General features: G+C 40.9%; 18 protein-coding genes. 8 read left to right on the top strand and 10 right to left on the bottom strand.

The annotated features are described in order from the left end of the window. Window positions 1-257: 257 nt before the first annotated feature. Complete coding sequence (gene aat, locus BV375_RS34820; RefSeq protein ID WP_086769112.1) at window positions 258-833, bottom strand: leucyl/phenylalanyl-tRNA--protein transferase; 576 nt, start codon at window positions 831-833, stop codon at window positions 258-260. A 113-nt stretch (window positions 834-946) separates the two neighbouring features. On the opposite strand from aat, the gene BV375_RS34825 reads away from it, so the two are divergent. Continuing rightward, window positions 947-1,276 carry a hypothetical protein gene (locus tag BV375_RS34825; protein ID WP_086687932.1) on the top strand — a complete coding sequence of 110 codons (330 nt, stop codon included), beginning with the start codon at window positions 947-949 and terminating at the stop codon, window positions 1,274-1,276. A gap of 196 nt (window positions 1,277-1,472) precedes the next feature. Here BV375_RS34825 and rpsN read toward each other — a convergent pair whose 3' ends face one another. The 5 genes from rpsN to BV375_RS34850 all read right to left on the bottom strand — a co-directional run bounded on the left by rpsN (window position 1,473) and on the right by BV375_RS34850 (window position 5,973). Next, window positions 1,473-1,775 (bottom strand): 30S ribosomal protein S14, encoded by a 303-nt coding sequence (rpsN, locus tag BV375_RS34830; RefSeq protein ID WP_086769114.1) that lies wholly within the window; start codon window positions 1,773-1,775, stop codon window positions 1,473-1,475. A gap of 97 nt (window positions 1,776-1,872) precedes the next feature. Next, window positions 1,873-2,562, bottom strand: coding sequence for an endonuclease III (gene nth / locus BV375_RS34835; protein ID WP_086769116.1), 690 nt, complete (start codon window positions 2,560-2,562; stop codon window positions 1,873-1,875). Beyond that, window positions 2,538-3,635, bottom strand: a complete 1,098-nt coding sequence (rseP, locus tag BV375_RS34840) for an RIP metalloprotease RseP (RefSeq protein ID WP_086769119.1) — start codon at window positions 3,633-3,635, stop codon at window positions 2,538-2,540. Before rseP ends, nth begins: the two co-directional genes overlap by 25 nt. 178 nt (window positions 3,636-3,813) lie before the next feature. Then, the gene (serS, locus tag BV375_RS34845) at window positions 3,814-5,094 is read right to left on the bottom strand and encodes a serine--tRNA ligase (RefSeq protein WP_086769163.1); all 1,281 of its coding nucleotides are present in this window, start codon (window positions 5,092-5,094) and stop codon (window positions 3,814-3,816) included. Window positions 5,095-5,394: 300 nt separating this feature from the next. Beyond that, on the bottom strand, window positions 5,395-5,973 hold the full coding sequence (locus BV375_RS34850) for a DUF3611 family protein (protein WP_086687888.1): 579 nt from the start codon (window positions 5,971-5,973) through the stop codon (window positions 5,395-5,397). Window positions 5,974-6,512: 539 nt separating this feature from the next. Between BV375_RS34850 and BV375_RS34855 the strand changes: the two genes are divergently transcribed. Both BV375_RS34855 and BV375_RS34860 read left to right on the top strand, forming a co-directional pair. Further along, the gene (locus BV375_RS34855) at window positions 6,513-6,860 is read left to right on the top strand and encodes a PadR family transcriptional regulator (protein WP_086687887.1); all 348 of its coding nucleotides are present in this window, start codon (window positions 6,513-6,515) and stop codon (window positions 6,858-6,860) included. A gap of 59 nt (window positions 6,861-6,919) precedes the next feature. Further along, entirely contained in the window at window positions 6,920-7,450 is a 531-nt protein-coding gene (locus BV375_RS34860) for a cofactor assembly of complex C subunit B (protein WP_086769122.1), read from the top strand. 428 nt (window positions 7,451-7,878) lie between these two features. Here BV375_RS34860 and BV375_RS34865 read toward each other — a convergent pair whose 3' ends face one another. Next, the gene (locus tag BV375_RS34865) at window positions 7,879-8,196 is read right to left on the bottom strand and encodes a DUF3155 domain-containing protein (protein ID WP_086687885.1); all 318 of its coding nucleotides are present in this window, start codon (window positions 8,194-8,196) and stop codon (window positions 7,879-7,881) included. 280 nt (window positions 8,197-8,476) lie between these two features. On the opposite strand from BV375_RS34865, the gene BV375_RS34870 reads away from it, so the two are divergent. Then, complete coding sequence (locus BV375_RS34870; RefSeq protein WP_086769125.1) at window positions 8,477-9,808, top strand: HAMP domain-containing sensor histidine kinase; 1,332 nt, start codon at window positions 8,477-8,479, stop codon at window positions 9,806-9,808. Window positions 9,809-9,830: 22 nt separating this feature from the next. Here BV375_RS34870 and BV375_RS34875 read toward each other — a convergent pair whose 3' ends face one another. After that, a complete protein-coding gene (locus BV375_RS34875) occupies window positions 9,831-11,072 on the bottom strand; it encodes an S-layer homology domain-containing protein (protein ID WP_086769127.1) in 1,242 nt (413 codons plus the stop codon). A 364-nt stretch (window positions 11,073-11,436) separates the two neighbouring features. Continuing rightward, entirely contained in the window at window positions 11,437-12,132 is a 696-nt protein-coding gene (locus BV375_RS34880; RefSeq protein WP_086769128.1) for a conjugal transfer protein TrbI, read from the bottom strand. Window positions 12,133-12,512: 380 nt separating this feature from the next. Here BV375_RS34880 and BV375_RS34885 point away from each other — a divergent pair, with 380 nt between their 5' ends. Both BV375_RS34885 and BV375_RS34890 read left to right on the top strand, forming a co-directional pair. Then, the gene (locus BV375_RS34885; RefSeq protein WP_086769130.1) at window positions 12,513-12,710 is read left to right on the top strand and encodes a hypothetical protein; all 198 of its coding nucleotides are present in this window, start codon (window positions 12,513-12,515) and stop codon (window positions 12,708-12,710) included. Next, a complete protein-coding gene (locus BV375_RS34890; RefSeq protein WP_086769132.1) occupies window positions 12,694-12,927 on the top strand; it encodes a hypothetical protein in 234 nt (77 codons plus the stop codon). The genes BV375_RS34885 and BV375_RS34890 overlap by 17 nt, the downstream gene beginning before the upstream one ends. Window positions 12,928-13,068: 141 nt before the next feature. On the opposite strand, the gene BV375_RS34895 is transcribed toward BV375_RS34890, so the two are convergent. Next, complete coding sequence (locus BV375_RS34895) at window positions 13,069-15,405, bottom strand: NACHT domain-containing NTPase (protein WP_086769134.1); 2,337 nt, start codon at window positions 15,403-15,405, stop codon at window positions 13,069-13,071. Between the two features lie 153 nt (window positions 15,406-15,558). Here BV375_RS34895 and BV375_RS34900 point away from each other — a divergent pair, with 153 nt between their 5' ends. Beyond that, the gene (locus BV375_RS34900) at window positions 15,559-15,747 is read left to right on the top strand and encodes a hypothetical protein (RefSeq protein ID WP_086769135.1); all 189 of its coding nucleotides are present in this window, start codon (window positions 15,559-15,561) and stop codon (window positions 15,745-15,747) included. A 691-nt stretch (window positions 15,748-16,438) separates the two neighbouring features. Beyond that, window positions 16,439-19,465, top strand: a complete 3,027-nt coding sequence (locus tag BV375_RS34905; RefSeq protein ID WP_086769137.1) for an SMC family ATPase — start codon at window positions 16,439-16,441, stop codon at window positions 19,463-19,465. Window positions 19,466-20,271: the final 806 nt, after the last annotated feature.

The following is a 20,271-nucleotide window of genomic DNA, read 5'->3' on the forward strand; positions in this document are numbered from 1 at the left end:
GTTGGGATTTTATTCTTGACGCTTTATTTGTATCAGGCTTTTCGTGAATTGGTATGAGAGGGGAGTACCTTCCACGATGAACTCAAAGGGTAGCATCTATAGAAGTAATGCCAGATTTGATTATATACATATGACTCTAATAATACTTGTATAGAAAAATATTGGAATAAGCTTGTAGATTAAGTGTGCTAAGTAATTTAACTAAAGCACTATTCTGACACAACAGAGAAAAAGTACTTTAAAGAAGTTATTAGTTTTTATACTAAATAACAGTTGCGTTGCAATGCTTTATTGAGTAGGGCTTGATATTCTTGATCGCTAACACGATAAGCACCAAATCTTTCTAAATGCGGATTCATCATTTGCGCGTCAAACAGCACAAATTGCTTTTGTCGCAATCTCTCTACCAATTTCACCATTGCTACCTTTGAGCCTTCGGGAATCTGGTAAAACATTGATTCGCCAATGAAAGCACCGCCGATCGCAATCCCTAAAATTCCTCCAGCGAGTTCGTCACCTTGCCAAGTTTCAAAACTATGAGCATAACCTCTCTGGTAGAGTAACCAATAAATCTTTTGTAATTCTGGTGAAATCCAAGTTGTGTCGCGGTTGGCACACCCAGCCACTACTGCTTTAAAATCACGGTTAATTGCAACTGTAAACCGCTCCTGGTTCAGGATACGTCGCAAGGATTTAGGATAGCGAAATTTTTCATCTAACGGAATTAATGTGTGATCGCGACTACCATACCAGCCCAAGCTCTCGCTGTCGTCAGCCATGAGAAAATAGCCTTGAGCATAACCCTGAATAATAGCAGCGGTATCATATTCCATAGTGAAGATCACAATTAAAAAAGCCTTATTGAAAACGCAATTCGATGTTAACAGTCATCCTCTGCGTTCCTCACGATTTCTCTTTGCGTTCCTCCGCGTTTCAAATCAAACAGATGACAGAACCAATTCCACCCATCACCCTACCACCATCTAAAAATCCTCAGCTTGAAGGCGAATGGCTGCAACAACGCCTGCTGCGGTGGCTGGATGCAGAATTTCTCCCAGAAATAGTCAATCAAAAAATTGCCCAACGCGCTGCCCAGATTTTTATGCGCCAACGTATGGAAGGAGAAAACGACCTCGGTTCTCTGGTAATTGCTATTGTTACAGAGATGCAGGCCTTTGATTTTTCCAAAAGCTTTTATGGAGAGTTTGCGATCGCTAACGCTGTCAGCGATCTACTTTTAGAAAGTCTGGGAATTGATCGCTGTTGCGGTCAATAATATTTGTCATTTGTCCTCTCTTACAAAGTTGAGGCAGTCCGGTGGCGGTGAGACCAGCGCTGCGGGAGGGTTTCCCTCCACAGGCGACTGGCGAACCCGAAGGGGTTCCCCCGCTTAAAGGAACTGTCGTCTGAGCGGAGGTTTCCTCCGAGCAGCCTTTGCGCTTTGTCCTTAGCGAACAACTAATGACTATTGACTACCAGCTAGACTTAACAACTCCAGGCAAAAGGCCTTCGTGCGCCCATTCCCGCAGAACGTTCCGAGACAGCCCAAAGTCACGATAAACACCTCTAGGACGTCCAGTTACCCAGCAACGGTTGCGGCGTCGGCTAGGTGCGCTGTTACGGGGTAGTTGTTGAATTTTCCGGTGAATTTCTAGCTTATCAAGGGGCGATTCGGCGTTTTGGAAGTCTAGTTGCAATGCTTCCCGCTTCTCGGCATACTTTTCTACCAACTTGGCGCGTTTTTTCTCACGCTCAATCATGCTCTTTTTAGCCATACATTCTCTAATTTCTTAAAAGACAGCATTTTCCATTCTACAGTTAGGACAGGTGTTTAGCCTTCATTCCTAGTAATTCTAGAGCTGCTAATATAGCTTAGCCTACCACCGTTGGCTTATTAGCATCTGGGCACAAATCTGCCAGTTCACAAGCAACACATAAGGGAGAACGGGCTTTACAGATGGCACGCCCGTGATAAATCAATCGAATTGACCAATTTTCCCAATCTGCTTGCGGCAATAACTTCATTAAGTCTTGCTCAATGTGGACAGGGTTTGTATATGTAGTTAATCCCAAATGATTGCTGAGGCGCTTAACATGAGTATCAACTGTGACTCCAGCATTGATACCATAAGCATGAGCCAAAACTACATTAGCCGTCTTTCGTGCCACACCTGGAAGCCTTAACAGATGCTCCATTTGGTTGGGAACCACAGAATTAAACTCGGTGACAATCATCCGACAAGCGGCTTGAATATTCTTGGCTTTATTACGATAAAACCCTGTCGAACGCACCAGCTCTTCTAACTCTACCAACTCAGCATTTGCCAAACTCACAGCATCAGGAAACTGACTAAATAAAGCTGGTGTAACTTTATTTACCCGCTCATCTGTACACTGTGCAGAAAGTATCGTTGCTACTAGCAGCTGCACAGGTGTTGCGTAGTTCAAAGAGCAAGTTGCATCTGGGTAAAGACGCTTCAAGCGAGCTAGAATTTCTAGCGCCCGTTGCTTCTTAGATGACGGTTTGCGACTAATGGTCACTGGAACAATTTTTGTACCCACTCCAACTGTATTGTTAACTGAGTAGTTTCTTTAACGATCAGAAAAATTCCTAGTCCTAACAGTAGCACCAAACCAGTTTGCATGACACTTTCTTGAATCCGGGTAGGTAAAGGCTTACCGCGCAAACCTTCTATCAACAGAAAAGCTAGTTGTCCTCCATCCAAAGCTGGTAGAGGCAAAATGTTGATAATTGCCAGGTTAATACTGATCAGTGCCGCAAAGAAGAACAAACTGCCTGTATCCTTTTGAGCAATATTGGCACCAATTTCCACAATTTTAATCGGACCAGCTACTTGGCTAGCTGTTTCGCCAAAATTGGTAATTAATTGCCCAAAACCTTTAAATGTCATTACTACAATGCGCTGAAATTCTGTAGCACCAACTGACAATGCTTCTATAGGATTAGAAATGCGATGACGCTCAACTTTGCCGTTGGGAGAAAGTCCAATACCGATAGTGCCTCCATTAGATTTGGCCTCCGGAACCACTTTTACAGATAGCTTTTGGTCACCACGAGCAATTTCTAGTTGAACTGACTTACCTGCACTAGTTTTAATTAAATCTCTAAAAGCGTCTATTTCTTGCAGAGAAGTACCAAATTGTCTTTGATTAGCCCCTACTATGACATCTCCTGGCTTAATTCCAGCGTTAGCTGCTACAGAACTAACCTCTGGCGCTAACTGTTGGATTAAAACTCCGGGTTGGTTGGCTTGTCCAACACCGACAACACTCACCTGTCCTACCAGCAGCAAATAAGCAAATATTAAATTTGCAATCACACCCGCACTAATAACGATCGCCCGGTCTAATATGGGACGGTTACGCAGCAGATTTGGGTCATTGGGGGGAATATCGCTATCTGGGTCATCATCGGGAAAGCCAACAAAGCCACCTAAAGGAAAAGCACGGATAGCATATTCAGTTTCTGGACCTTGGTATTTCCAAAGAATGGGACCAAAACCTAAAGAAAAACGGTTAACATGAATGCCCTGAGAACGTGCTGCAATGAAATGTCCTAGTTCGTGTACCAAGATCAAAACAGCCAAGACTGCGATCGCTGCTAAAACTGACATAGATCAAAAAAGATATTAAGCTATATACCTATCTCTATTCTAAAATGCTTCACTGGCTAGCATTGGCCTTGATTTGCCTGAATAGGATATTTTCCCTCTTGAGGTAAATAGTCACTAGTCATTGGTTATAAGCCATTAGTAAAAGTCTGACGCCTGTTATCTATTCCCTTTCAAAGGACTACAATACTTCACGCCCTAAATAAGGTTGCAGTGCTTCTGGTATCCGCACGGTTCCATCCGGTTGTTGATAATTCTCCAGAATTGCCGCCATTGTGCGTCCCACAGCTAAGCCAGAACCATTTAGGGTATGTACAAACTGTGTACCTTTTTTCCCTGCTTCTTTAAAGCGAATGTCAGCTCTTCGTGCTTGGAAGTCTATAAAATTGGAACAGCTGGAAATCTCCCGATATTTTCCAGAAGAGGGCAGCCAAACCTCTAAATCATAGGTTTTGGTAGAAGAAAATCCCAAATCCCCAGTACATAAATTGATGACTCGGTAAGGTAATTGCAACGCTTGTAAAATAGCTTCTGCATTCCCCACGAGTTTTTCTAGTTCTTCAAAAGAAGTGCTAGGATGAACAAATTTCACCAATTCTACTTTATTAAATTGATGCAAGCGAATTAATCCCCGCATATCTCGCCCATAACTACCAGCTTCACGGCGAAAACAGGGAGTGTAAGCGCAATGATAAATAGGTAAATCTTCGGCAGTGAGAATCTCTTCCCGGTAGAGGTTGGTAACCGGAACTTCTGCTGTCGGAATTAACCACAAATCATCATCAGCACATTTAAAGCTGTCTTCAGCAAACTTGGGTAATTGACCAGTTGCTGTCAAAGATTCGCTATTTACCAAAATCGGCGGACTGACTTCTAAATAACCAACTTCAATTTGACGCGCCAGCATAAATTGAATTAAAGACCTCTCCAACGCCGCACCAGCACCGATAAGGTTCACAAAGCGACTTTGAGCAATTTTGACAGCTCGTGCCACATTCAAAATACCCAGCTTTTCGCCAATTTCCCAATGGGGGAGAATATTCTGGTTCTGCGGAATATATTCATCACCCCACCGTCGGACTTCTACATTCTCTTCTTCACTTTTGCCAATGGGTGTAAAGTCGCTAGGTAAGTTTGGGAGTGCCAGCACCAGTTGCTCAATTTCGGCTTTGAGAGCTTTTTCTTGTGGCTCCAGTTCACTCAATTGAATTTTGACGGAGTTACCCTCATCCCGCAACGACTGAATTTCAAAGGACTGAGGATTGATTCCAGATTTAATCTTTTGCCCAACGATTTTACCAATTTCATTGCTTCGAGCTTGGAGTTGATTGCGTGTTGCCTCCAATTCTCGTTGCTTTTGATCTAACTCTAATATTGGTTGAATATCGTATTTACCACTACGAGTATTCAAGCGCTCCTGAACTAATTGGGGATTTTCTCTTATTTGCTTAATATCCAGCACAGATTTTTCTTTGATCTTTTGCCTAGTATTTCCTGCCAACACATCAGCATATACTGATTTTGGCGTGTCATGACAGGAATTGCAATACAAAAATTTCGCTCTGCAAATCTTGCCAATGTTAGGATACAACAAATTTCTTTTTATGTTCTTGATTCTTTGAAATATTGCATCAGCCCTAACAAATGCTCTAGGTTATCAAGCTGATGAGGCTTTAAAATTCCATGCAAGAACACTGAAAAAATTGTCTGCAACCTGTTGGCGTTACTTCCAGCACTTGTCACATCTTCTTTGGTTAAAGATTTAAGGTTTAGTAATTCGATTGAGGAGCCAAAGTGAGGCAATTAGCCCACCGAAGTGAGCCATTACAGTATTGGTATTTGCCTGCACTACAAACATATCTAAGCCACTAATGAATGGTTGGTTACCTTGAGGAGAAAAGAAAATTTGAGTTTGGGTAATAGCCCTTGCGGCTAGAGTCCCAACGATCGCCTGTGCCCCTAAAAGAGTCAATAATATTCCTAGCAAATTTACTATCACTCCTAAGCGCAATACTTGTACAGTTTCGCTTTTACGCGGTCGGTTGTTGGGATTAGCAGATAGTAGTTGAGCGCCTAATCTGGTGTAACGGAAAGCCAAATAAATACCCACACCTAAAGCTACAAGTCCACAAATTGCCAGAAAAATGCCAAATCCCGCTCCCGCATTATTACCTGCACTCCCAGGTCTTTGGCTGGAGATGGCAAATAACAACAGAATCACAGTAGAAACTACGCCTAGTACTAACTGAATCCAAAAACTAATCCAACCTATAAGGCGAAACTTCTGGCCAATTGCTCGAAGAGTAGAGGAAGACGATGTGATGTCGGGGTTTTGTGACATACTAAATCACCAATAATATGCTAGGCGCTTCAAAAGAGATTGGGCATAGGATATGGGGCATTGGGCATAGAGCATTGGGCATGGGGCATGAGTCAATAGCCATTTTTCCTCTGCTCCCCCTGCTCCCCTGCATCCCATATTCTAAGGTTTGCACTGGGATAATCATTGTAAAAAAAGTGTTTATTAACTTTTACAGACAAAATCGCATTTTACCTGTAAAATTTCTTCGATGGCATCTTATGCTTAAGCAGTTCTAACCAGCTCGGCATCACTTGACACTAAGGCATTGGCTTTGCCAATATCTTAAATCGCTCCTCACCACACCGTCTTGAGCTTGGGCAGGGATGCATGTTCTGTTTCCCTGAAACTCACACACTCGTCCTACAACTTCAACTAGCGTGGGACATCTTTAGGATGTCTACGCTTTGTAAATTATGCCTAAGTAGCGTTATATACTTACTTAGGCATAAGTATCGTTATATACTGGCTACAAGCATTGTAGATCTCACCCTAAGGCATTTTTTAGCCATTCACTAACCATGAAACTTGAGGATATATATCAATTCTTTGAGAATCCTCCGCCAACTTACCTCTGTCAGGAACTAGCAGTTTGTTACATTCTGTATGTTTTACTACAAGGTGAATCTTACGGAACCGAGTTGATCCAGCGACTGGAGACGGAATATCCAACCTATCGGCTTTCGGATACCGTACTGTATAGTGCGATCAAATTTCTCGAAGACCAAAGGGCAATAAATGGGTACTGGAAGAAACTCGAAGGGCGGGGACGCCCTAGGCGGATGTACCAAGTTTCTCCAGAATGGCAAGTTCAATCGCAGGATTTGGCTCAGCTTTGGCTAGAGTACATCAATCAAAGAACAAATTAACGAATAATTGATAATGAAATGAATAAGTCTCCTCCAATCAAATAGTCACTATTTTAGTTATGGATACTGCTATTCTGCCATCTACATTGCTACTAACCTTGTTATTGTTGGTTGGGCTGTTTTTCTTTATTCGTGCCTCAACTAAAGAGCGCACACAGACAGCACAACTGATATCTGAGCAAGATGAAGCCACTTTGATGCCTCAACTACAGGAGTATTTTCGCTCCCGGTCTTATCGAGTGGCAGCGGTAGACCGAGCACAAAACCAAGTGACTTTTGAAGGGTTTGTTAAACCAAGCTGGTTTTTAGCTGTGTTCTTAACACTGCTGGCATTTGCTGGTTTGGTTTGTCTATTACTGGTTTTGTCAATGCTTTTTCCGAGTCTTAGTAACCTTTTTTTGGGGATACTACTGCTCTCCCCTGTGAGTGGTATTTTTTATTGGAAAAAAGCTGGAAGACTCGAGAAAGTGTCGCTCAAACTGGAGGCAACCCCGAATCAGCAACACTCCTCAAGTAAAATTACTGTAATTGCCCATCGAGATGAACTCATTGAGTTGCAGAGGGCACTACAGTTAAAACCCATTGCATAAATTTTGAATTTTTTGCACACCCCTGAGTATGAGATGCAGACTTCTGTCTAAATTTTCCGGAAACAGATATTAGGGATCTGAAGATACAACCTAGAATATGTTGAATTTCCCTACGAGGTAAATCGTAGGGAAAAAACTATAGCTGTTGACAGAGCGTCTTGAGCAATCTACCAAAGGAACGTGCAACGTCGCTCCCGCTTTGAGACACTTTTCGCCTTATGCTGACTTCCTTCTGCATTATGAGACTATGAATCAACCCATGCAAACAAGCTTGGTTTAAAATAAGTTGAATGTCCAATTACTTGGACTAGCTCTACTGGCAAATCAGCGACAAAGTAAAAAAATGAAATTTTCGCATAACATAAGCAATTTTGCCAGTTAAATGATTGTCAGAAGCCACATAAATGCGTAAGATAACCACTTATAGTTCAGCGAGCAGCTAAAGCTAGAGTTTCCTGACCAGTAGGAGCTTCTAAGATCCTGAGGCTAGGAAACAAGAAATGGTTTTCTTCTACGTATTGAGCACCAAACAGTCCCTTTTCTGCCCAGAAATAACGGTCTGTGGTGTGTTCGTTCCGCTTTACAAGTAGCAATGCAGGTGGTGCGATTCCTTCAGCTTGAATAAATTTTCTTGCTGCTGTAACAGGTTTTTCCTCGCCACTTTCGATGCTATATTGAGGCACGTGCTCTAGGATTCGACGCCCTTCTTGGCGACGACGACTTTTCCGTTTCCGTCTCCTTGCCAACCTATTTTCCTCCTCTTTCAAGCTATAGATTGTAGTGATAGCTACAAAATCCGTCGTAATTATATAAGTTCTAGTTCAAAAAATCAACAGTTTTTAAGCTTTTGATACAATCCAAAATAATATCTTTAAAAGCAGAGAAATCAAAATTAGGGAATGTATAATTCCCTGGGGCAGACCATTACTAAGAAGATTTAGTTAAGCTTTATTAAATGAGCGAGGAAAAAATTAGCCTCTTCTTTAATCTACCCTCAAATTCTATATCTTGAGCAAAATCTGAAAAATGTTAATGTCTGCCAGCTCTGATTTTGTAGCTCTATGCCGAGAGCAAATAGCACTGTTAACCCAAGGGCTAGGAGCATCGTTAAGTGTTGTCTACTTAACACAAGAATTGGTAGAGGCTCCAACAGGGGAGGCAAAACTGATTCCTGTAGTGGTATATCCAGAGACAGCGGTATTAGGGCAACTTGAGGGAACTGCTGAGCTAAAAACACCTAATCAACTTAAGGTGCGGAATGTTTTGGCATTACCCCAGCATCAAGGAAAATTATTGACAGCCGGGGCAGAAACTACCAATTCATCACAGGAGTCAGAGACATCAGAAGAATACTTACTCAGTGAAAACCAAATTGTTTTACCCCTAATCCATGAGGGTGTGATGATGGGGTTATTAGTGACAGGTAGGGAAGATAGGGCATGGAATGAACTCGAACAAAGCGAGATTCAGAGGATAGCCCAAACCCTAGCGATCGCCTGTATTTTAGATCAGCGTCGAGCCTGGTTGCAGCAGCAATTGCATCAACAACAAATTCTGCAAGAACAGCAGCGTGATTTGCTAGATAACCTTTTGCACCAGTTTCGTAACCCGCTAACAGCAATCAGAACCTTTGGGAAACTGCTGATGAAACGGTTACGCTCGGGGGACCCCAACCGGGATGTGGCTGGCAATATAATTCGAGAAAGCGATCGCCTACAAGAATTACTGCAACAATTCGATCGGGTAATTGAGTTAACAGAGGCAGATTTAGCACCTCTTTCACTCCCAAAAAACGAAGTAGTTGTAGAAGCAACTATCCAAAAAGAACCAAAGCCAGCCCTTTTATTGCCAGGAACAGGAGAAAAAGCAGCTGACTGTTCTTTAGCAGATTTATTAGCACCATTATTAGGATCTGCTAAGGCAATAGCCCAAGAACGCAATCTGCAACTAATAACTAAAATTCCTCGAAACCTTCCCTTGGTTCACGCTAACGTCAAAGCGTTACGGGAGGTATTAAGCAATATTATCGATAATGCCTTGAAATACACTCCTGCTGGTGGCAAGATTTTGATTCAGGTGGGGCAAGAAAAAGATAATTTACAGGGAATAGCTATTAGTGACACAGGCCCCGGCATTCCCCCAGAAGATTTAGAACATATTGGAGAACGCCATTATCGGGGTGTACAAGCGCAAACAGAGATTCCTGGCACAGGTTTGGGGTTAGCGATCGCCAAACAGTTAATAGAGCAAATGCAGGGCAATATTGAAGTTTTTAGCCCTGCAATTAATTCCACAATCGGATCGCCAAATTCACCGGGAACAACGTTTATTATTTGGTTGCCAGAAGTAAATAATTAGTCCAGAGTCCCTTGACTAATGACTACTTGAGCGAAACCAACAAGTTTTGATTGATTGTCATTTGTAAGTCTGTGTTTGGGTCGATGGCAATTAGGTCAACACTCTTCTTACCAAAGAACAACCCAATCAAAGCCCCAATACCAGCGCCACCCAATACTTCTTCTGTTGCGATCGCGCGATCGCCTGTGACCGCAGATACCGCAGCGGCTGCGCCTGCGCCCAATACAGTATTCTGAATAATCGCACCAGTACTTGTACCTTTGTTAACAGTTTCTTTTTTGGTAATAACTTCAGAAGTAGCGTTAATTTGATACTCCTGACCTGTGGTCAAAACCAGTTTTTGAGCAACAAATTGAGAACCACCTTGAGCAGGTTTTAGTTGACCAATCACTTGGCTACCAGCAGGAATTACTACAGATCCTTCTTGCGTAACCACATTTTGCGATACTGTTAGTGTTAAAGGTGCTGTTTCATCCTTAGTGACAAGAATTTTTTCAGCCTTATCGTACTTCACAGGGATAGCAGTTCCTTGAGGAATTGTTACCGCCACAGGTGTGGGTGTGGTAGGTTGAACAGCCACAACGTAAGGAGAGTTAATTGCTGAGGCTTGATTGGAACTAACTAAAGCTTGATAGATAAAAGCAGCTACCTGTGCGCGCGTGGCGGTTGCTGTAGGATTGAGGAACTTCACATTAGGATAGTTGACCACAATTTGTTTTTCAGTGGCAGCAGCAATAGGGCTACGGGCATAGTCAGCAATATTAGAAGCATCATTGAAATATTGCAGAGTGCTTTCGACAGTACTATTTGGGCTATATTCCAAACCGTTAGCGAGAGAAACCAAAACCTGTTGGCGGGGAATCACTTGATTTGGTTCAAAGCGATTACCAGGGTATCCGGCTAAGAAACCAATGGTATAGGCTTGCTGGATGGCACTGTATGCCCAATAGTTGCTTGGGACATCAGTAAAATTGATTGCTTGCCGCTGCGGTGATTTTTGAAAAGCTTTGTTGACCATAGCGGCAAATTGAGCGCGTGTCACCGCTTCTTCAGGGCGGAAACTACCATCAGGAAATCCTGCAATTACGCCACGCTGTGACAACTGTTGAATAAATTGTGCTGCCCAATAATTAGATGAAACATCAGAAAAAGTAGTTTGAGCAAAAGAAGGTGCAGCTATCATGAAGGGTGCTACAGTACCTGCTGTGACGCTCAAAGCCATTAATGCAGCTGTTCCAGATTGCCAACGATTTAAAGCAAACATTGTTTTTTATCCCTATCAAATTATTTGTTTTTCTTGTTAATTACTTAGACCATTTATCAAGTATGATGTTCCCAATTATTCTGCATTTTTATAAACCATTACTTAAGTCATATATTTATTTCAGTACATTATGAAAACAAAAAAGATAATAGATAATCATGTAATTAACCCATGACTTATTATCTAGTCTGATTCTAAATTAGTATGCCCAAAATCCAGGGATTAATTAAGACGACACAGAAATAAAATAGTTGCAAGGAAGTAAGACTGTTTGTCTGCCAAAAATTAAGCGATCGCACACATATAATAAGGTGGCGATCGCAGATTGGGGATGATTAAAGTCACGACTTAAATTGAGTTAAGTCTAGTAGCGGGATAGTACCAAACTAGAGTTTAAAGTAATATCTAAATCCTGTTCAGGCCGTAAGACGAAGACATCAGCTTGTTTTTTACGCAACAGTATACTTGCTCCTGCACCAGCCGCAGCACCAATAATAGGTTCTAAAGCTTGAACTTTCTTGTCACCTGTAATTAATGAAATTACGGTGGCAGCACCTGCACCAATAGCTGCATCTGTTAATACTTGTCCAGTATCAGTTCCCTTTGAAATTCTTTCAGTTTGTGTAACTGTTCGAGAACTTGCATTAATCGTTTGACGCTTACCAGAAGCAAATACTAATTCTTGGGCTACGAACCGCACACCTTTATTATTATTGTTATTATTCCTGTCGCTGGAATATCCTCCATCTAGGTTTACAGGTTCTAGTCTGCCAACAACGTCAGTTCCACGAGGAATCAATACCTGCCTGTTTCTATCGATAATATCGCTTTTTATTTTCAGAGTAAGAGGTAAAGTTTCCCCTGGGTTCACAATCACTTTCTCTTTCTCATAGGTAACAGGCAAGGTTACATTATAGGGAATAGTAATTGTTCGAGGTTGGTTAATATTGTATTGGGCACTAGCAGGAGCAGAGGTGAATAGAGGAGTAATTGCACCTGTGGTAATTGCCATTGCCATCAGTGCAGCAGTTCCAGATTTCCAACGATAAAGGCGTGTCATAGTAGGGTTTCCGTTTATGTCTGAGAGATATTTAATGACGCAGATTTACTGAGATTGTTTCTGGCTATTTTTAGAACTATCTATAGGGATATTCCCGAGGTAAAGTACTGTTACGACGCTGACTATGTGCGATTGTTCCTTAAGGTTTTGCTACTGATTTATACAGGTAATATGCTGTTGATATAGGTTTGTAAATAGTATTTATATATTTTATGACGTTCTGGTTAGCGAAATTGTTCCTCAACTTTGTGTTCGCATAAATAGAAGGGAATGGACTGGCAGCGAACTCTTACTTATATTGTATGTTTATTTGTTAGGAGTTAAGAAATGCTTTCTCTTACCTTTAGAATTACTCAAATCAATTTTATAGAATAGTACAGATGGAACCGAGTGAATCACGATACCTAATTGTCAACACACTTACTATTGTGGATCTACTCGGTAATACGTTCTATGATGGAGAGAGTAGCAATTGGTATATAAAAACCCGCAGTCAAGTATTGCTAATTGCTATGATTGTGCAAAATGGTGATATTTTCCCACTAGTTGGGACTGGTAATTATGGCAAACTGGACTGAAGCGCAAAAACGGAAGTATGCGAGGTTTCAAGAAATTTTAGAAGTAGGCAAACAGCGTTATGTGGATGCTGGTGGTAATCCTCAACGTTATCGCGCAGGTTTCAAAGATGAGGATTACTTGACAGATGAAGAGAGGAAAGAAGCAGCAAAAATAATGCGTCAGATGTTTGGTATCTCTATTAAAAATGGTTATGTCTATTGTCAAGGACGTTCTTGAAAGCTTCCTGAGAATTAGCTTTTAAATAAAGAGCGAATGGAAGCAGAATCTTAAATTAGAAGCGTTAGCAATGGATAGTAAACGGTATAAAGATTAAGTGAACTGTGAAATTCAAATCTCAGTCATATATTAGATATGCATTCAATATTGCTGCTGATGCTTATTAATATCATCGATGGGTAATAGCAACGTATCCTCAATATTTTTTCGCACCTCACGGCTTACATAACAATCACTATTCAGACATTCTACTAATAACTTATTTGCATAATAATACTGCTGAAGCAATTCCTGTTGCTCACTAGTAAATTGCCACTCATGACCAATATTGCGATATTTAATCATCACCTCTCTTAATTGCTCTCTCCAAGCCTGACTATTAGCTGACCACCATTTCCTATATTTTTCCTCATTTTTTGTGTCTGGTAGTTGTAGTTTAAGCTGTTGCAGCGAATGCTCAAGTTCTGGGTTTAGGGATAAGTTAAGGTCAAGGGTTCTGGCGACAGAGAGAGTGCGAGAGAGGTTGAGGTTTCTAGAGAGATCTAGGGAGAGTTCGAGGTCTAGGGAGAGTTCGAGGTCTAGGGTTCGCGAGAGTTCGAGGTTGAGGAAGAGATCGAGGGTTCGGGAAACGGACAGGTTTCGGGAGACAGACAGGGAAAGGGAGAGGCCGAAATAAAAAGCTCTAACTGCTGGTACTTTGTCAGAAACTTGGACAGAAAGAGATTTTTCCTTTACCCACATAAGAAACTGTTGGGCTCTCTGAGATCCAATTAGGAACGCATCAATTTTGTCTTTCATCAACAGTAATAACCTATCTGCACTTGGCGACATTCCAACCGCTAGCAAAAAGATTTCTCGCCAACGCTTCTCGGTAATGTGGCTAACAAGATTTTGCAATGCCTCTTCTGATGACTGTCTCACAACTACAAATTCTCTAGCTGTGAAATATTCATGAAAGGTCAGATGAGAAAATGAATAAATCCCTTTTGCCCTTGCTACCACTAACCCATGATGATGCTCAATAGAACGTAAAACTTTATCACTGTCGAGTTGCAATGCTTCTTCATCAGTATTTGCACCAGGTAAGTTACGAATGTAATCTGTAATATATTGTTCTGCTATTGTTTGCTTGAAGAAATAATCCCCACGCTCAAAGTTAGTTAAGGCAATTTTGCTGAGTAAATCTTCTTTGCGTTGAACTGAGAGCTTTTTATAAATCTGTTCGCGCTGAATTCCTCGCTTGGCATCCCATTTTTTTAATAGCGCGTCTACTCCTTCTTTATATAACTCAGAACGATTAGCTGGGAAATCACCTGACTCTTCAAAGGCTAGACATAGAAGAGTTAGTAGCAGAGGACTTGCAGCTAGTTGCTTGATACGATGATTATCTTCAAGGCGTTTGATAAAAATCTCTGTTGTGACAGCTTTACCCTTAAACCAGTTAGTTGCAAAGTTATTAATTTGTTCATCATCAAAATCGGCAACTTCCACCTCTGTAAATTTTTCAAAAGTATATTCTCTTGCTGCAATACGGCAGGTCATCAAATAGTGATTGTTTTGGAAGCGCTCAGAAAACTCACGAATTTCCTTTAAGATGCGGCTGTTGTCTTCTTCTCTAACCTCATCCAAGCCATCAAGTAAAAGTAACGCCTTGCCATGATTTATCACATACTGAATAGACGAAGTAAATTGTTTCTCTACAATACTGCTTTGTGTAGAAATATAATTTATTACGTCTTTACTGATGTATTGCAGTAATCCAGGTTGGTTTGCAGCTTCCGCAAAGTTTTTTAGCGTGACAAAAATCGGTACACGTTCAGCTTGAAACTTGCCTTCAATACACTGAATTGCTAAATACTTTAAAAATGTAGTTTTACCTGCTCCTGGCTTTCCCAAAATCATCAACTTGGAATGTTTCTTAACTGCTTCTATTCCAAGCACTCGTTGTTCAGCAATTTTGCCTAATCCAAAGCGCTCAAAATCCTCATTAGCACAATCTTTTAGAAATTCGGCAATCTCTTTGCGTCGCTGTCCAGTGATGTTCTGCAATATATTGACGTTAGTGTAAATATCATTTACCCCTATTGGCTGAGTCATATCTAGCACTCGCATTGTGCCGCAGCGTTCTTGGATATTAGGTTTTATCTTTTCGCGTAACTCTTGCACTAGAGCGTTTACATCTATGTCATCGTTGGAAGTTGCTGTAATTGGCGAAGGATGAGATTTCTGATACTCCTGAACCAGAACATCGTGAAGTTTACGAGATTTACCTGGGCCTTTACCACCAATACTGAACTTGCTATAAACCCCAGTCATACGAGCGCGGAAGGCATTGTGAGAGATATGAAGCGACTCTGCAACCTCTAGTTCGTTTTGATTTTTCCTAATATATAGCTCTACAAAAGCTTCTTCCTGCTGTGGTGAAAGCTCATACTTGCGAGCCAACTGAGCCAAAAAGTCACGTGGTAACGGTTGCATTGGCTAATCTCACTATCCTCTGAAAGCCAGTCTAACTAAAGATTACAGTTATGTCAGGCAATGTTAGGGTATGTCAGCCAAAGTTTGAGCGAAATCTCCTATACACAGTTGAGATAGTGGATTTATTGAATCAACTGTTTATGGAGCAGATCAATGTTATCCAAAAGATTTCCTTCCAGGGATGAAGTACTCGCTGTCGTAACTCTAATTATGGTGATTGGTTCTTTGACTCTCGCCATTATCGATGAGAAAAGTCGCCCTCAATTTTTGGATCTGACAAAATTTGCGGTAGGTACATACGTAGGTATGTTAATACCTCGGTCTAGTTTAAAGGATAGATAGCAATGTCTTCGACAAGCCGCTGCGCGTCTACGCAATTAGCGCCTCATCTGTCTTAATCATTGGTGGGGGTTGAAATTTTTTAAGATTAATCACAAAATTAAATGCTCCCACTCTTGAGAAAAAAGCTTGGTGCAGAAAGTTCTCCTAATCCCCCATGAATCTAGTTGACAACTTGGCAAATATTAGGGGTTAATCTGGGCAATTTTAATTTTTTTATGGTAAAGAGAAAATACTTTAGCGAATTCTCACCTGACAGCTAAGATAATCCGATTTTGCAGTTAGACTCCCTCTCCTATCCAAGCCTACGCGGCTCAAGCTGAGGTTTATTTGATTTCTCGTGGTAAATGTCAAAAGCTTTCACAGTTCTCGCTATACGACTTAGGAGAGGAAAATTCCTATTTACCTCCGTGCTTCTTTAACAGATGAAGAAGTTAATAATCAAAAATTTCCTCTTTCCTCACTAGCCAATCTTCTTCTCAGGCTTTCTTCTCAGTCACCAGGAGTAAAGTTTCATTTTTCTTTGAGGTTGACAAAAATCCTTCAGCCAACAAGAAAAAACGACTCATTATATTGTTAATTTTTGTAAAGTTGAAGTCTTCAAGACTAGAATACTGATATGTAGATAGCTAAACTAACAAGAAGTACATCTTTACTGTTAATCATTAAAAGTTAATGTGGCGCAATAGCCTCAATGATCCCAGTACAACTAATTCTTAAAAATTTCCTCAGTTACCGTGAAGCAACTTTAGATTTTCGCGGTTTGCATACAGCTTGTATTTGCGGTTCCAATGGTGCAGGTAAATCTTCCCTTCTCGAAGCGATTACTTGGGCAATTTGGGGTGAAAGCCGCGCCGCTGCTGAAGATGATGTAATTCATACAGGCTCTAAAGAAGTTCGGGTTGATTTCACTTTCCAAAGTAACCAGCAAAAATACCGAGTAATTCGCACTCGTGTACGTAGTGGAACTAGTGTCTTAGAATTTCAAATCGAAACACCCTCTGGTTTTCGCCCTCTGACTGGCAAAGGAGTCAGAGCAACACAAGATCTGATTCTAGAACATATCAAGCTCGATTACGATACATTTATTAACTCTGCCTACCTGCGTCAAGGTCGTGCAGATGAATTCATGCTCAAGCGTCCTACTGAACGCAAAGAAATTTTAGCAGAGTTATTGAAACTCAATCAGTATGATGATTTGGAAGAACGGGCAAAGGAATCATCCCGTCAGTTTAAAGCACGGGCAGAAGAATTGGAACGTTCTTTAGAGTCGATCAAAACTCAGCTTCAACAACGTGAGACAACTCAAGCGCAAAAAGCCGAGTTAGAAGCAGAACTTAACCAACTGCAACAGGTGCAAGCTTTTGAGACTATTCAATTACAAAGTTTGCAAGTTGTGCAGCACCAACGCCAAACAAAAGTAGAACAACTGAGTTTTGTTAGGCAACAATACCAAAATCTTACCCAAGACTGCGATCGCCTCCAACAAGAGCAGTTAGTTATTAAAAATCAAATCTCAGATTTAGAAAAGATATTAAGTCAAGAAGCCCAGATAAAAGCAGGATATCTTCAATATCAAAATCTGCAATCTCAAGAAGAAGCTTTTGCTACCAAATTTGAAGAATTTACCCGCGCTCAACAAAATCGTCAACAAAAGCAACAGCAGCTTACCAAACAAATTCACGAAATTGAACGACAACTGCAACAAGCCCAAGCACAATTAGAAGCATTGCAGCAACAAGAGCGAGAAATTCAGCAAACTCTTACCAAATCTGGGGAAGTAGAGGCTGGTTTGACACAATTAGCCGCAGCGCGTCAACGGGTGGCGCATCTGGATCAGTTGCAAATGCAAGTGTCTCCCTTGTTGCAACAACGGACAATATTACAAAGCCAACTCGATCGGTTTCATGCTAGTTTGGTGGCGCGTATCGAACAGCTAGAAACTACAGAAAACCAACTGCAACGCCAGCAACATCGCCAACCGCAATTGCAACAAGCAGTGATGGATGTGGCTATCCAAATTGAAGAATTGGAGAAAAAGCGGGTTTATTTGCAACGAGTGCAGGAGAAAGGACAGGAAAGACGACATTTTATCGAACGACTACAAGCGCATCAACGAGATTATGAAAAACTCTTAGGAGAACTAGAGCAAAAACTGCAAATGCTCCAGAACCCGAATGCGCTTTGTCCATTATGTGAACGTCCCCTTGATGAACATCACTGGAATCGAGTGGTGGAAAAAACTGAAGAAGAGTTAAAAGATACACAGGGCCAATTTTGGGTAGTCCGGGAACAGATGGCTGTCTCAGACAAAGAAATTCAGGTTCTTAGGAAGGAATACCGAGATATATCCCAACAATTGGCAACTTATGATACTTTACGCGAACAAAGGGGACAGTTAGCTGCCCAGTTGGAAGCTACTAGCGATGTTCAACAACAGCTACAACAAATTGCTGCGGAAAAACAACATTTAGAGCGATCGCTACAATTAGGTGATTACGCTCCCGACAAGCAAGCCGAACTACGGCAACTAGACCAATATCTGCAACAACTCAATTACAATGATCAAGATCACGCCCTAGCACGGAGCGAAGTTGAGCGCTGGCGGTGGGCAGAAATTAAGCAAGGGCAGATTAAAGACGCAATCAAGCGCCAAACCCAACTAGTAGCACGCAAGCCAGAATTACAAGCAGCTATTGCTCAATTACAAACTAGAATCCAAAAAGAGCAAATAGACTCTGACTGTGCCCAACAAATTGCCGCCCTCGATCGCTACATTACAGAACTCGGCTACAGTTCAGAGCAACACAATCAGTTGCGAATGGCTGTCAGGCAAAATCAATCTTGGCAGTTGCGCTATCAACAGATGTTATCAGCCCAGCAGCAGTATCCCCAACTCCAGGCGCGATCGCAAGAGTTAGAGGCTGCCAAAACTGCGAGATTAGCTGAACGGCAAACCCTCGCTAGCCAAATCGACAGTATTAAAGAGCAGTTAGAAGAAACTGCTAACCCAACTGCTCAAATTCAAGCTTTAGAGCAGCAACTTCAACTCCGCAGACGACAGCTAGATGAACAAATAGCCAAGTTAGGGCGTTTGGAACAGTTGGCTGTGCAACTGGAAGCATTGCAAATTCAGTACGAACAACAGCAACAGCAGTTGCAAGCTTGTAAACAACAACATCGCGTTTATCAGGAATTAGCGCAGGCATTTGGTAAAAACGGTATCCAAGCACTGATGATTGAAAACGTGTTGCCTCAACTGGAAGCTGAGACAAACCAACTGCTTTCGCGACTCAGCGCCAATCAGCTACACGTACAGTTTATTACCCAAAAAGCTGGACGTAATGGTAAATCAACAAAGAAAAATGTCAAGCTGATAGACACTCTAGATATATTGATTGCTGATGCTAGAGGAACAAGAGCCTATGAAACTTACTCTGGTGGGGAAGCCTTTAGAATTAACTTTGCCATTCGTTTAGCCTTGGCGAAATTATTAGCGCAGCGGGCGGGGGCGGCATTGCAGTTGTTGATTATCGATGAAGGTTTTGGTACTCAAGATGCAGAAGGATGCGATCGCTTGATTGCAGCGATTAATGCGATCGCCTCTGATTTTGCTTGCATCCTCACAGTTACCCATATGCCCCACCTCAAGGAAGCTTTCCAAGCCCGTATTGAAGTTAATAAAAATCAACAAGGCTCACAGCTACATTTGTTAATTTAACGTCATTTGTGAACGATAAAAAATGCAGTCTTTTGCACAAAAGCCTGATTTAAGAATATTGGCCAATATCAATTTGAAACAACGAAGAATGTGACACATCGATAAAAGCTCCTCCCCATCTCTCTGTACCTGCGCGGGTAGAATATCTTTCGTAAACATTTTTTGAAGCGGCATCAGCAATCAGGATGTACAACGAAATTACTATGAGTAAATATTTAAGTATTAGAATTTAAGGCTATAGCTTAGGGAAATTTTATCTCTTTTGAATTAGGATAATTCTCTCATTTTAGATTGCAAATCGCTTTTTGCATAAGAGTTTTGTGGGTATATCTGTCACAATTATTATTGAAGTTTGTATTAATTATTTATAATTTATTACTGTTAAGTAATAAATCCTATTGTTTAGCTTTCCATAAACAGTCTACAAATTGGCTTTTAATTAAAAAATAAAATTAGTCTTCTAGCTTGTAAGAATATCAATATTCTATTTATAAATCTAAGTTAAGCATATATTAAAAATTATAAAAAATAATTGAATCTTAAGTTGATTGAACTTAAAACCTACAATTTTAGATATAAAAATCTTAAATTTAAATAAATTTGTTTATAATTTAATTTCTCACACATTTATGAAAGTTTGGGAGAATAATATGATATTTTGTTATTTGGAAACTTACAATTATTCCCTAAAAATTTATAATGCAACTAGCCATGTACAAAATTACTATAAACCACAAGCTTGAGCCTAATAATTGGTAAAACAATATTTTGTGTTTAATTGATTAGATCTAATTAGCCCTAAATCT

Origin of the sequence: Nostoc sp. 106C (genome assembly GCF_002154725.1) — a bacterium.
Lineage (GTDB): Bacteria > Cyanobacteriota > Cyanobacteriia > Cyanobacteriales > Nostocaceae > Aulosira.